The following is a 14,047-nucleotide window of genomic DNA, read 5'->3' as shown; positions in this document are numbered from 1 at the left end:
GGGTAGTGGCGGAAGTTTTTTATGCCCGAACTTTAAAATAATCCGTTCGGGCATGGGGCTTATGAAATACCGATTGATGGATGCAATTCCAATTAATTATGCGGTTTTGTCATTGACCTTTGTGTCTTCAGAGGCAGAAGATACGAGGGATACGAGTACCTTGTCAACACGTCGTGAATCCATATCAACCACTTCGATCCTGAGCCCGTTCCATATGAAATGATCACCGCTGGACGGGATGCATCCCATATAAGTGACAATAAACCCGCCAAGAGTCTGATATCCGCCGACGTCTTCTCCGGGCAGCTTGTCGAGCTGGAAAAGATCTTTGAAATCATCGATTATGAGACGTCCGTCAAGCAGCCACGATCCGTCTTCCCTGACGATGATGTCAGCCTCTCCTTCTTCGTCGAGAAGAGGAATGTCACCCACTATGGCCTCAAGAAAATCATTAAGGGTTACAAGGCCATGGAAGCCACCGTATTCGTCAATAACTATGGCAATATGGGATCTCGCTGCCTTTAGTTTTTCCAGCACAATCATTGCCGGCATGCTTTCAGGAACAAAAAGCGGGGGCTGCATCACAGTCGTGATGTCAAACTTCATGCGCCCGAGGCTCTGGGCAAGAAGGTCCTTGGCATAAACAACTCCTGCGACATTATCCAGATTACTTTTTGACACAGGAAAACAAAAATGTCTGCTCTCTGAAAGAGTATTAAAAATCGCCTCTTCGGGCTGATCCAGATCAAGCCACACGACTTCCGGCCTTGGGGTCATCAAAGCAGTTACAATCAGATCATCAAGCCTGAAAACCCTTGCTATCATGTCCTGCTCAGACTGCTGAAAAACGCCGCCCTGGGTTCCCTGCTCTATGAGAAGTTTTATTTCTTCTTCTGTCACCGGAGATTCCGAAGAATGCCTGATTCGAAGCAGACTCAAAAGAATGTCTGTTGAAAAACCAAGAAGCCGGACAGCAGGTCTGCCGATTTTTGCAAGGAGTTTCATCATCGGTGCCACAAAGGCGGCAATCCTTTCAGGATTGCTTAGAGCTACCCTTTTCGGTACCAGCTCTCCGATAACAAGGGTAAGAAATGTTATGGCAATAACCACAGCGGCAATGGCTGCTGCATCGCTGTACGGTGAAACCCACGGAACCATTTTCAGCCACCCTGACAGCCTTTCCTGTATGCCGGCACCGCCGTAAACACCTGTAAGAATTCCAATCAGCGTAATTCCTGTCTGGACTGTTGACAGAAAGGCCGTGGGTTCTGTGGCAAGTTCAAGCGCTATTTTAGAGCCTTCGTCACCGTCATCGGCTTTTTGCTGAAGACGGGCTTTGCGGGAAGAGACAATCGCCATCTCAGACATGGAAAAAAAGCCGTTTGCAAGAATAAGCAAAAAGATTATGGTCAATTCAGAAGTTAAATCGCTCATTTAAAATATTTCCAGGAAAAATCCGTTTGCATTCAAGATTAATGAAGTCGCAAAAAGTCTAAAAATGGTTTAATCGTAATGCCTGATTTGATCCGGCATCTTTGTAATTTCAGCCATTTCTGGATTCCGGGCTGCGCCGGAATGACTGTAACAGGACCTTTTAAGACCTTGTCAAGATTACGGCTAATACCAACACGGCTCAGACGCTTATTGAAAAAGAACCTGATCAGATTATCATGACAATAATATCAATAATACTGAGTCCTATCATTACAGGAATCATAATTATATTAATGATCTGGCCGGTCCATCCGAGGCATTGCATATAAAGTCCTGCGACGATTCCCACAAAATAGCCTAAAGCAAGACCAATTATTCCACAAAAAAGTTTTGCTATATACGAATTCCAGATCAGCATTCCTGTATAAAGCCCAATGCTAAGTCCTGCAAGTATGAAAAACATGAAAGTGGTAATCATGAATCTTCGCCAGAGTATTTCCCTGTCAGATTTTGATCTTATGCTGAAAACAATTAGAGCCGCAAATCCGGCTGAAGCTATCAGTCCGGTAATTCCACCGAAAACCGAGCCTTCTGAAAGATAAGCATATATGCCTGTTATAACTGCGGTCATTGTAATAATAAAAAGAACAACATACTCGAATGGGAAATGATCCGCAAAATGAGTGCTGGTCTCTGTTTTCCGTGTGTTATAGGCATTGATTATAAATGGAAGAAAAAAATCCCTGTGAAAAGCGAGGGTAAAAAAACCTGGGATTTTATTTTCTGATTGATCAGATTGCATGGGATATGTCCGAAATATTCATGTGGATTTATTTGTTCTGAATTAATCTCATATTGCATCCAAAATGGCAATAATGGCCAATCTGTGACGATATTTATTACATTTACGGGCCAGAAATAAAAAAACAGCCGTTGATTGAATGCTTACAGGAATAAAATTTCAGGCTATTCTATTGCAGTTGCCCCAAACATGGAAACAAAAATAATATTTTTTATGGATTTTATCCTGTTTTTTTCGTTTATGAATTAAAGACTTAAAAATGCTGATCCCGCAAAAAGTCAAAAAAGGCGGCGGCATCTTGCCGAACTTGATCCGGGATCCAGTATTTCAAGTTATTTCTGGATCCCGGCCTTCACCGGAATGACGAGAATCAGACTTTTTGCGACCTTGCCCAAATTGCTAAATTATAAAATGAAGAATCTGGTGGAATATAATGAATAAAAAATTTGTGACCGCCCTTGTTGCTGATGCCGATGGCAATGTTTTCGATCTTGAGGGCTACGCCGCTGTCGGATGGCGGGGTGGAATCATGAGCGTGCTCGAAGAAAAGGACATGATAAAAACACCCTTTGGTAGCGAAGTCATGTTCCTGCCTGACAGGAAACCCGTCCTTTATAATGTCTTAGATAACAGAATAGAAACCCTTGATGAAAACCCTTTCGCGCCTGGCGAACCTATTTATCCGGTCGCTGTTTTCAATTCTCCCGGTTTTGTGAATACTTACACATCTGCCTATGAAGAAAAAAAAGACGCTGGATTCCTTCCTCTTTTTCCATATGGAGCGGTTGGATGGGCCGGAGATTTCTATGTTTCGGCAGCGTTTCAGGTGGATGACGAACCTCGCCAGGATCTGCGCCTCATGCCCATAGAAAAGGTTCAGAAAGGCGTCACGAATCTTAAAAAGAAATTCCCGAAAAACCGTCTCTTCAAACATATAACAAACTGCGCCCTTGTATACGGATGCCCTGCGGCAAAGAATTTTTTCCTTGCCAGATACGAGGCTCCGCTACCCACATCAACAACGTGCAATGCAAGGTGTCTCGGATGCATATCTCTCCAGTCAGGAGCGGAAATAAGAAGCTGCCAGAACCGAATCACCTTTGTCCCGACTGCCCAGGAAATATCTGAAATAGCCCTTCACCACATTGCAAAAGTCAAAAAAGCTGTGGTCAGTTTTGGGCAGGGCTGCGAGGGAGATCCTCTTTTTGCCGCCAAAGTAATAATCCCGGCCGTCAAATTCATAAAAAAGGAAACCGACTTAGGCACTGTCAACATGAATACCAACGCCAGTTTGCCCGATGTTATTGAAAAGCTTTCAGAAGCAGGACTCGACAGCATAAGGGTCAGCATGAACAGCGCCAGGGAGAAATGTTATGATGCTTATTTCAGACCTGTTTCATACACCTTCGATGATGTTAAAAAATCCATTGATATATTCGGCGGAAACGGCGGCTTCATATCCCTTAACTATCTTAACTGTCCAGGGGTGACTGATTCTGAAAAAGAGGCTGAAGCTTTAATGAGTTTTCTTTCCAATCATCCGGTCAACTTTATTCAGTGGAGAAATCTCAATTTTGATCCCCAGAGATATTATAAAATGATGAAAAATATCGATGACGGTGGGCTGCCCATAGGCATGGACAAAGTTGTTGCAATGGTGAGGGCAAAATTTCCGCATGTGGGCCACGGGTATTTCAATCCTCCGAAGGAGAGGTTCAAGGCCATAGCTGAACATGGGGAAAAAATAAAAATGTAGGGTGCGCAAGCCGCAAGGCTTGCGCACCATCAGAAAGTTCAGGAGAAAAATCATGGCAAAGCCTAAAGAAAAAATACTCCAGCTCAAGATTCAGCTTAGAGGGTCAAAACCTCCAATATGGAGAAGGATTTTTGTAAAGGAGTCCACAACACTTGGAAGTCTGCATGAAATCATTCAGATAGCAATGGGTTGGACAGATTCACATCTGCATTCTTTCATATATAGAGGCGAGGAATACGGTACTCCTGATCCTGAATTTGATTTTGGAGATGAGATGAAAAATGAAAATCGTTACAAGATCGGCAGCCTTCTGAAAAAACCCAAGGACAAGATGACTTATACCTATGATTTCGGAGACAACTGGGAGCATGTGGTAACCTTTGAAGATATTGAAACCGACTGCAAGGAAACGTTTCTGCCAGTTTGTATCGCAGGGAAAAAAGCCTGTCCTCCTGAAAATTGCGGAGGCGTGGATGGCTATTACGGCATGCTCGATGAGCTTAAGGACGGAGCCAACGAAAATATTGAGGAAATCAGGGAATGGCTCGGAGAAGATTTCAATCCTGATTTTTTTGACATAAATGAGATCAACAAAGCTTTGAAAGCCATGTTCACTTAAAAACTTCAAAGGATAAAACCATGCGCCGCCTGCCCATTTTTGTTTTTTGTCTTTTATTTGCGGTTTCTGTTTTTTCAGGTCTGTCATTTTCAGCAGATTTACCTGCCACCATAGAACCTGGCAAACCTGCAAGCTTCACAGTCGATAAACCTGGGGTCTCATTTTCCATAAATCAGAATATCAGGAATTATACGGCCCTCAAGATTGATCTCCCTGAGACAGGAAATATAAGGCTTGAAGGAATTTACGAGGCAAAATGGGGTGAATACAAAGCCTTTAAAAAATATGAAAAGAATTTGTCCGGATTGATCAGCAGATCATGGCTTCTGGATGACATTCCCCAGATTGAGGGAAACATAAAATGGACTTTAAGGACAAACGGCCAGTCAGCACCGGCTGAGATCACAGTCGAGCTCAAGGAAATGGGAGCTTTGCCTGAAATAAACATGGGCGAGAAAACCGGAGGCATGAAGATAAAAAATGCGGGAGGCGGAAGCATAAGCCTGATTCCCGACGCTAATCTTCAGTTAAAGCATCCTGATTATGACACATCACCCGAGGCAGACATGACACCTGAAGGCGACGGCCTTGCATGGGCACCTCCGGGCCTCTGGACAGTCAGAATTACGGGTAGCGGCCAGAAAGGCGTAAAATTCGTCCAGTCAAATCTCGTTCCTGTGAGCCAGAGTAAAATTACAGAAATAGAATGGCCAGTGATGGAGGTCGCGGCTGCCGATGAAAAGGAAATATCCGCTAACATAAGAATAAGAAAGGCGAGCGCAGATGCTAAAGCCGGGACTTTAAGGGTGGCTGCCAAAAACGGCATAGATGTAAGAAGCATAACAAAGGAAAGCACGGAAATATTCGAATCAGGCAGAAAAGGCGAAGTCACTGCCATAAAAATCCCCGAAGAACCGCTCGATGTGGTTATTCTCCTTGATTCATCCGGTTCCATGAAAAAAGACATGAAGGCCGTTGCAGACGCTGCTTCAAAATTCATAAAAAATCTTCCTGAAAACGCAAATATAAGACTCATAGATTTCGATACAAAATCTGTTCCTGTTGAAGCAAAAAACAGGGCCGAGCTTCTTTCTAAACTTGCCTTGATCAAGCCAAACGGCGCCACAGCCTTGAATGATTCTATCATTATGGGCCTTTCCCTCGAACCAAAAACATCGAGGAGGGCAATTGTTCTTTTCACAGACGGGAAAGACGCCAACAACAACGACACTGGCCCTGGAAGCAAGGCAACTGGCGATGAAATGCTCGCAAAGGCCGCATCTTCCACGGTTCCTGTCTTTTCCATTGGATACGGACAGACGCCGGACGAAGTAACGCTTTCAAGAATATCATCTTCGACAGGAGGCGCATATTATCCTGCTGACGAAAAATCTATTGATGAAGTCTTTGGCAAGATCAGCTCTATTCTATCCCAGGAGCTTGAAATAGATTATGCTCGTCCTGAGGTAAAAGGCATGGGAGACGCGCCTGCGATCTCAATTATAATTGATACAAGCGGATCAATGGAAACAGCGCCAAAGGAATGCAAGGAATGCGGCTACAAGATGCAGAAGGCCAAGGATCTTGTCAGAAATTTCATACTTGGCCTTCCTCCTGAAATCCCTGTCCAGCTTGCGGGTTTTTCGAGCGACGTTTATGTCACACAGATAATGACGACTGACAGACAGGCTCTTTTAAGGGGCGTGTCAGAGCTGTATTCCCAGGGCGGAACCGAAATTCTTGAAGCCTCTGAATACGGATTCTCAAGCCTTGAAAATGTTCCGACATCCAAGAAAATCATGCTTTTCATAACCGATGCAGCTCTTCGTGTTGATGAAAAAAGAAACGAAAAATTTGCCGCCCTTCTCGGAAGAATAAAGGACAAAGGCATTTTTTCTGTCTGGACAGGCATGGTGGACATAAGCCAGGAAAAGCCATTTGCCGAAGCTGCAAGGCTCTCGGATGGAATCCATGTGGTTTCCCCTGATACCGCTGCGATTGAAAAGGCAATGGCTGAAATTACAACCAAGATCAAGTCCATGCCAGCTTCGGACAAGATGCCTGTAAGGGCAGTGATAAGGGCAAGGAACATAAGCGGGGAAGCGGCCGCGGCATCGGACACCATACTTGCCAAGCTTCCGCCAGCTCCTGTTTCTGATAAAAAAGAGGAAATGAAAAAGCTGGAGTATTCTTTCTCTGACATGCCCAACAAGTACACTCCTGAGGCTGCGACATGGATTTACGGAAACGCAGCGCCTTTCAGGGATGTCCAGATAACAAAGCATATTCCGCTTAATGCAGAGGCAGAAAACAAGGCCGCAAAAATAAAGATCCAGGATGTTTTTCTCATGAAGAAGATGGCGGGCATCCAGGCTCCAAGGGGCAGGCAGTTTGCCGTGCTTAGGCTTACACTTGAAAATATTCTTCCTGAGCAGGATGTGGTCGTAAAAGAGGACGGGACAGAACATCCTTCTTCATGGCTTAAAGAACGCAACGCCAATGCAAAAATAGTCAAAAAGATACCTCCTTATCTTGTTCCGAACATCAAAAACCATATTTTCATAAATGCGAATTCAGAAGGCCAAATCGCTCCGTCCGATCTGACGGCTTTAACTGAAAAGGCAATGATCGTTCCGCGCGAGAGCAGCATATTAGTTCAATCAGGAAAAGCTGTGGAAGGAACCCTTCTTTTTGAAATAAGCGACAAGCCGATCAAAACCCTTTCCCTTCATTTTTACGATACAGCATACGGCCATTCAGACATCCCACTAATTGGAAAAATAGAGCCAAGAACCACTGAAATAAAGGATCTGCCGAGGAAAACCCCAGAAAAGCTTTCGGATGCCTTTGATCTTTCTGTTGACGGATTTTCTGATTCTGAAGCTCCTGTAAACGGCTGCACCCAGGATAAAAGCGCAATCTGGAGAATGCTTGACATGAGCGTTGAATCAAAGGTTCAGGCTCTGCTTGATTTCGACGCGTCGAGTCTCATGTATCTTGCCTTCCCGACTCAAAAAGGTCTTCTAATGACAAGGCCTGATCCTGTAACGGATGAGATCCCCTTCGGATTTTACGGATCTACGGCATTTGCACCAGGTTCGTTCAACAGGCTCAGACAGGCCTATCTTGTTCCTGCCGTTTTGAAAGATAAGCCCTGCTATGCTTTAATTGATCTTAGGGATAATGATGTAATCATAAAGGCAGGGGAACCTGAAAAGATAGCGGATGCTCCTCAGGACGCCATAAAAGGCCCTGGAATATCCGTGAAGGTGAACGGGTTTTTCAAGACGACCGATGGTCTTCTTGCCGCAGATATGAATCTTTCGGATGAAAAGGACGGCAAGGCCACAAGGCTGAAACACGCATTTATGCTCGAGCCTGAAGGAAAGGAACAATCACAGGGCGTGAGAAAACTTAAACAGATAGACAATAAGGCAGAATCCAAAGGGCTTTCGAGTTTTTCCGAGTCAGAAACCACCGACTCCATACATATTGATCCAAAAACCGAAAAACTCATTTTTGGCCTTAAAAATGACACTGTAATCCATGACGGAACATCGAGAAGGGTGGCGGTTCTTTTCAAAATGCCGCCAAAGGACAAAAAATACGAGCTTAAGTCCGAGATCATCCCAGAACTTGTTCTGCCTGTTTCGGTGGAGGACAAATATCCTGATTCAGGGCTACTGCTTGCGGTAAATGACGTGAAGCGGCCTTCTGAAAAATCAGGGGACTCAAAAGCTGTAAAAGACGCTATAAAAGATCTGATGCTAAAAAGAAAGGCTTCGGGATGGACAAGGCCAGGATCTGGAAAAATGGCGGTCATCAACCAGAATGAAGGATCAGGAGCAGAAGGATCGGTAAAACAAGCCGCGCCTGAATCAGCAGGTACTTTGCCCCATCCTTCAATAACAGGTTTTGGAGCGTCGGAATGGGAGGCAATGCTTAAACTGGACGCTTCGGCCTTTGACGCAAAGTTATCGGCCATTTCCTGTCAGATAAGCGAGGAAGGCCCCTTTGATACTGCGTTTGCTCCTGAGGCCGTTCTCACCCAGGGCTGGGGAAGACCCGCAGATATTGCGAGGATGTATGAACTTTTCTTGAGCAGAAACGGCCTGAAATCCGCAAGAAAGACCGTAAAATCTGATTGGAGTCCGGATCCATCCGCTGAACTGGCATCAAAGAAAAAACAGAAATTATATCCAGCCATAGAATCAGAAGGAAAAGTGAAGGTATTCCCATCTGTTCCTGAGCTTCAGAATCTTGCAGCAGAGCTTTATAAATCAGGAAAAGCAGGAACAGAGGCAAAAATCAGCGTGATCGCATACACCGACGGAGGAGGAGACGCGGCGGCAAAAACAGGTGACGCAGCCTCTGCCCTCGGTGGAGGAGGTAAAAAGGAAAAGGGCAAAACCATCCTTGAAGAAAAGATTCCGCTTGAGCAGGCAAGCCTTGATGCCTTTGACATCTATTTCCCTGAATCAGGTGACGGAAGAACAGCGGTGATTGACGGCATTTTCGGAAAGACCGCAGGAAAAGATATTGTAAGAAAAGACGAAAAATGCAGCAGACTTGAAATTCGTGTGGAAGCCTTTGACAGGGACAAGGCAAAATCTCATTTTATATTGTTTGATTCAAAGACAGGGCTTTCTGACATATTCATCACAATGGGAATCTATCTTCCTGATCTTGGTGAAAAGGCCTCAGTCTGGCTTGCTGATGCCTGGAAAAAGGCAAAACCTGAAAAAAGCCCTGACGATTTATCTTCTCTCAAGTGGTATTCACGGTCTGTAATCTATAAATTCATCGCGGCCCAGTCTTCATCTGACAAAAAACTTTCAGAAAAATTGGGCGTTAAAATAGAAAGGGCTGACAGGGGCAGAATAATCGCCATGAACATGATAAAAAGGGATGGAAAACTCACATCATCCATAGACCTTGTTAGAACTGCTCCATTCATTGCATCCGGCGATGAAGCAGCCGGAAAATCCTTTGCCATAATGTCCGGCATATCGGCATCATCCTGCGAGCAAGCTGCAATTGGCGGAACAGGCGGAGTCAATCTGTGGAAGAAAGGAACTCCATTTGGAATAATAAGTCCTTCAAAAATCAAAAAAGAAGGCATGAAATCCTTAGAGGATCAGGGAATCCCTGCATCAGTTGTTGCAAGGATGAAGGATACAAGAAACATGATTCTTTTCCCCAAGGCCCTGCCCAAAAAGGGCGACAAGCTTTCAGCCTTCTGGTTCGAGGTCGATCCCAAGACCTATGAAACCATATTCGTGCTCGGAAGCGGATACAGGGGAGCCACAGAGGCTGTATCGCTTGATTCCCTCATGACCTTGAATTCATTTGCGGCAGGCTTTCTCGTGGGAGTCTCCACATCCATCTGGTCTGTGGCGGATTTCACGCTTACAGGGATCTCATCAGACCAGATCCTTGATAAAGCCGAGGAACTCGCAGGCTCGGTTCTCGAATCCATGAACGGCATAGGAGGCGCGCCCGAATACTCCATTGAGGGAACCCACGCAAAGGTAAGTCTCAGCGGCATAGAATTCGACGACGGCAGGGACGCAAGCTTCGGAAAATTTAGCGATGGATACAAGGCAGGAGTCGCCTATTATTTTAGCAAGGCAAAGGCTGGAAGATAGCTAATTTGAAGAAAAGCATGGGGAACTTTTTTAAAAAAAGTTCCCTTTCGCCCCCAAGAAATTCCTGATTTTGATGCTTTGCGTAGGGTGCTCAAGCCGGAAGGCTTGCGCACCATGACAAGCCTATAATTCAATACCCACGATTATGGATTCTAATTTGGTTGGATTTGAGGAAAATCATAAGAGATCAGATTAAAGGGCTTGTTTCAGCATCAGGACTTTTGTTTTCTGATAAAAGAACTCCGCCTACAGTGCAAGTATACGAAGGCTCTTTGTTTTCCTTGGAGTACCATTCAAGGTCAAAACCGAAACAACCTCGTACCAATTGAGATACGTCTACTCCTAAAGATTCAAGACTGTAAATTCTTTCGTCAGGCTTTTTGCACTTTACCCCTTCTTTTGCCCCGCAAGGCTTGCAGAGTCTGCATGATCCTGAACCTACAACTCTGAAGCCTTTATTCTTATAACCCTTAAGAATTCTGTCTATCATGCCCTTGAGTATGGAGTTGCCTGCTTTGATCCTCATATGAGGCTTAAGCTCTTTGTAGTAGGACAGATCAAGTCTTAAACAAATAACCATTAAGTAAGGAAAGTTTTTTTTATATTCATCGAAGGACGGGGAAAATGGAGGGCAGGAAAATTTTTTACCGAAATTGATACATCCCATTTGGCAGAGCGAATCGAAATATTTTTTTCGTATATCGAGGCTATCTGAATTTATTTTTATAGTATATTTCTCTATTGATATCAACTTATTGGACGTTTTGTGTTCAATAAGGAGCATTTTACTTTTTACTTGAGTGTCGATTGTTGAGTTTCTCTCTTAATGCTTTTAAATCTTCAATTGTTTTTCTTTTTTGACAATTGTCGTTTTCACCTTCAGGAATCATTAACTCTACAATTTCAAAAGTTGGATTTGATGAATTAAAAATAAACTCCCAGACGAACTTCGCCTCCTCTCCAAATGATAATGTCCAGTGAAAAGTAAGATTTCGTTCTGCATCATCAAGAGCATATCTTAATCGTTCATACCACCCAGAAAAAATTTTTTCAGCTAAAATCAACTGCGAATCATAAGGTAGGTCTTCATAATCAGCCTTAAACTCTATTTTGCTATTCATTTTATCAATACTCAATTCAGTTAGCTCGACTCTGCGAGCTCTTCCCCTTGCACCAGCTCGGATGTCTGAAAAAGTAGGCCTTGACCATTCTTGCATCTCGTCACATAAAATTAGTAGAAACGGTAGGTTGTTGGTAAGTAAATGATATATTTTGGGGGTTGTATGGGCGGCAATTGAATGAAGTATTTCACTTCTAATTGCAAATTGTCTGGCGTCCTCATTTTTTGTTAGAGGAGAGCTATCTGCATAATCTGCTTCTATAAAAAAGGTAAGACTTTTTAACAAAATTAAGCTGCTGACTATTCCATGATCATATGCTTCCCAAGATTTTGAGAACTTTGACCAATATTTCCAACGTTTATGAATAAACCAGTTATTCTCTTTACTATCCTTTTTGTGTTTAGCTATTTTTGATTTTTTTGTCCAAAATTTCCATTGTTTATGATTCGTCAAACTGTGTGGGTTGTTTGAGTCTGGCTTTGCAACAGAGCTAATAAAGTTAATCAAAAAATTTACTAAATTATCATGACGATTTTCAAAGGCAAAATTTGAACGGTTAAACTTTATTTTGCCAAATTGTCCTAACATTTTTTCTAACTGATCATTGATTTTTTCTACTTTTTCTAATGGATACCCTATGTCATGTGTTAAAGAAATAACTGTCCACATTGCCGATAACTCTGCGATCGATAAATGCATTTTGCTTTGGCCATTATCTCCGCTATCGTTCTTTGCAACTTCTATTTTTTCACATGATAGAATTTTAAAAGAGCTTCCAAACTTTTTGATAATATGTAAGCCAATAATCCAAACATTTATGGGATGAATTATATGGTCTCTATAAAATTTGTCAGTGCCATATAGGATAGATTCAAACTCTGTGAACTGGTTAAAGTATGCATATAAGTCATCTATCCCAAAAGTATTAGCTCTTCTTACAGCCTCTACTACACTTTGTTTCATATCTGATTTTGTATTTTTGTCTTTGTAGAAAAGACGCTCTCTTGAGTCATTTATTCTTAAAAAATATATAGCATCAATTAGTATCTCCTTCCATAAGCCACCTATTTTATTAGCTAAAATACCTTTATGGACAGAGGGCGACTTCTTGTAATCCCTAAGATCGTCTAACCTGAAAACACTTTTAATTTGTCGTTTTGTTGTGTCAGAAAGGAATTTAAAAAAAAGAGTATTGACGTCGGAAGAATCCTCGGAAAAAGTATTAAAAATTTGGTAAAACTCAGGTGCGCTATCACCATCTTCTGCAAAGAGTAAAGAAAGACTTTCTGCTGACATATAACCCCTATTTCATTGAAGAATAATAAAGCTGTGCAGGGCAAGTCTCACTACATTTATTAGAATGTATTAGTGATCTGAATTTGCTTAATTCTATGCATAATTTTTTTTCACCATAGATCTTCGACAATGATGAATTTAATACGTCACCTAAAACATAATTATCTGACAGATCTTCATCCTTGAATGCTTCACATGGAAGAACCTTGCCGTCGTAGCGAACAACCAATTTGCTGTCAGCGGCATTGCATATTTTGGGCTGATTGATAGTCCCTGAAAATGGAATTCCAAACCTTAGATCTGTTTTATTAAATTTTGTGTCAGCTAATTTGATTAGTTCTTTCTCTAACTCCTTAGCCTGGTTTGAGTCTATCCAGATTTTGTCATGATTCTGTTTTGCATATCCTTGAGGGACAAGCCTCAGAAGACTTACTTTTTTTACGCCCATAGAATCGAGATCATGGATGGTCTCTTTAAGGGATGAAAAATTTGTTTTCATCGGGACAATATGAACTTCAACCTCAAAGTCTTGAGACAATGCTGCCTGAAGAGAAGTAAGTGTCATCTGAAGAGAGCCGGGATTGCCGGTTATCTCCTCATGAATATTTTTATCAATAGAATATATGCTGAATATTATTTTGTTTTTTGTCTTGGATGCAAGGTTAGACCAACCAATGAAACCACCTTTTTTATCAATACCGCATGTATAGATATTGGTCGCAAACTCATATTTGTTTGCCTCCGCCATTATTGCAGAAAAATCATCATGCCAAAGAGGCTCGCCACCAGAAATACAGACTTTCTGGCAATTCATGTCAGAACATTCTCTGAGCAGACCGAAAATAAGCTCTTTGCTAAAGGTATTCTTTGACTTCCGAACAGCTTTGGACGAACAGTGAAGGCACTTATTCGGACAGTTCTGAGTTATCTCTATGGTTGCTTCATCTATGAAAGCATTCATTATGATACCTGTCCTTATGATGGTTGTGGTTTTAATGATAAAATATTAAAAAACTAAAGATTATTAGCAACTGAAAACAACACAGAAAGATTCCAATAACAGTCAACTTGTGTCTCTTAGCAATAGACATGTATACATAAAGAGCTGGTCTGGAAAAATTGGACAGCCATTTAAGTGAAAATCTGCTTTATTAGAACATCAAAAAAAAGGAGCAGAAGAATGGCAAAAGGAATCAGAAGAAATCACGGACCAGCATTCAAGGCTAAAGTGGCGTTAGCGGCTTTGAAGGGAGACAAAACCCTCTCGGAATTATCCGATCAGTTTGGTGTGCATTCCAATCAGATATCAGCCTGGAAGAAAGAGCTTGAACAGAATGCCTCAGAACTGTTTGATCGTGGAAAAAGGAATGA

General features: G+C 42.5%; 9 protein-coding genes. 4 read left to right on the top strand and 5 right to left on the bottom strand.

The annotated features are described in order from the left end of the window. Window positions 1-96 precede the first annotated feature (96 nt). Both K245_RS0106310 and K245_RS0106305 read right to left on the bottom strand, forming a co-directional pair. Window positions 97-1,434 (bottom strand): hemolysin family protein, encoded by a 1,338-nt coding sequence (locus K245_RS0106310; protein WP_027358614.1) that lies wholly within the window; start codon window positions 1,432-1,434, stop codon window positions 97-99. 226 nt (window positions 1,435-1,660) lie between these two features. Next, window positions 1,661-2,236: a hypothetical protein gene (locus K245_RS0106305; RefSeq protein ID WP_027358613.1), complete on the bottom strand. Its 576-nt coding sequence runs from the start codon at window positions 2,234-2,236 to the stop codon at window positions 1,661-1,663. Between the two features lie 433 nt (window positions 2,237-2,669). Here K245_RS0106305 and K245_RS0106300 point away from each other — a divergent pair, with 433 nt between their 5' ends. The 3 genes from K245_RS0106300 to K245_RS0106290 are packed head-to-tail and all read left to right on the top strand — an operon-like array spanning window position 2,670 to window position 10,259. After that, on the top strand, window positions 2,670-3,992 hold the full coding sequence (locus tag K245_RS0106300) for a radical SAM protein (protein ID WP_027358612.1): 1,323 nt from the start codon (window positions 2,670-2,672) through the stop codon (window positions 3,990-3,992). Between the two features lie 52 nt (window positions 3,993-4,044). Beyond that, window positions 4,045-4,611, top strand: coding sequence for a plasmid pRiA4b ORF-3 family protein (locus tag K245_RS0106295; protein WP_027358611.1), 567 nt, complete (start codon window positions 4,045-4,047; stop codon window positions 4,609-4,611). A gap of 20 nt (window positions 4,612-4,631) precedes the next feature. Beyond that, window positions 4,632-10,259: a vWA domain-containing protein gene (locus tag K245_RS0106290; protein ID WP_027358610.1), complete on the top strand. Its 5,628-nt coding sequence runs from the start codon at window positions 4,632-4,634 to the stop codon at window positions 10,257-10,259. 187 nt (window positions 10,260-10,446) lie between these two features. Here the strand turns inward: K245_RS0106290 and K245_RS0106285 are convergent, their stop codons facing one another. The 3 genes from K245_RS0106285 to K245_RS0106275 are packed head-to-tail and all read right to left on the bottom strand — an operon-like array spanning window position 10,447 to window position 13,637. After that, window positions 10,447-11,043 (bottom strand): DUF2284 domain-containing protein, encoded by a 597-nt coding sequence (locus K245_RS0106285; protein WP_027358609.1) that lies wholly within the window; start codon window positions 11,041-11,043, stop codon window positions 10,447-10,449. A 1-nt stretch (window position 11,044) separates the two neighbouring features. Continuing rightward, complete coding sequence (locus tag K245_RS0106280; RefSeq protein WP_027358608.1) at window positions 11,045-12,676, bottom strand: hypothetical protein; 1,632 nt, start codon at window positions 12,674-12,676, stop codon at window positions 11,045-11,047. 7 nt (window positions 12,677-12,683) lie between these two features. Next, the gene (locus K245_RS0106275; RefSeq protein WP_027358607.1) at window positions 12,684-13,637 is read right to left on the bottom strand and encodes a radical SAM protein; all 954 of its coding nucleotides are present in this window, start codon (window positions 13,635-13,637) and stop codon (window positions 12,684-12,686) included. A gap of 219 nt (window positions 13,638-13,856) precedes the next feature. Between K245_RS0106275 and K245_RS0106270 the strand changes: the two genes are divergently transcribed. Beyond that, a partial coding sequence (locus K245_RS0106270; protein ID WP_027358655.1) for a helix-turn-helix domain-containing protein occupies window positions 13,857-14,047 on the top strand: 191 nt, incomplete at its 3' end.

The sequence above is a fragment of the Desulforegula conservatrix Mb1Pa genome (assembly GCF_000426225.1).
GTDB lineage: Bacteria > Desulfobacterota > Desulfobacteria > Desulfobacterales > Desulforegulaceae > Desulforegula > Desulforegula conservatrix.
Note: the sequence above shows the minus strand (reverse complement) of the source record. Positions and strands in the feature narration are given on the sequence as shown.

What these genes read in the sequence shown, in the direction of transcription:
- K245_RS0106295 (WP_027358611.1), top strand. Translation starts at nt 4,045, where the DNA reads ATGGCAAAGCCTAAAGAAAAAATACTCCAGCTCAAGATTCAGCTTAGA.
- K245_RS0106300 (WP_027358612.1), top strand. Translation starts at nt 2,670, where the DNA reads ATGAATAAAAAATTTGTGACCGCCCTTGTTGCTGATGCCGATGGCAAT.
- K245_RS0106285 (WP_027358609.1), bottom strand. Translation starts at nt 11,043, where the DNA reads ATGCTCCTTATTGAACACAAAACGTCCAATAAGTTGATATCAATAGAG.
- K245_RS0106310 (WP_027358614.1), bottom strand. Translation starts at nt 1,434, where the DNA reads ATGAGCGATTTAACTTCTGAATTGACCATAATCTTTTTGCTTATTCTT.
- K245_RS0106305 (WP_027358613.1), bottom strand. Translation starts at nt 2,236, where the DNA reads ATGCAATCTGATCAATCAGAAAATAAAATCCCAGGTTTTTTTACCCTC.
- K245_RS0106280 (WP_027358608.1), bottom strand. Translation starts at nt 12,676, where the DNA reads ATGTCAGCAGAAAGTCTTTCTTTACTCTTTGCAGAAGATGGTGATAGC.
- K245_RS0106290 (WP_027358610.1), top strand. Translation starts at nt 4,632, where the DNA reads ATGCGCCGCCTGCCCATTTTTGTTTTTTGTCTTTTATTTGCGGTTTCT.
- K245_RS0106275 (WP_027358607.1), bottom strand. Translation starts at nt 13,637, where the DNA reads ATGAATGCTTTCATAGATGAAGCAACCATAGAGATAACTCAGAACTGT.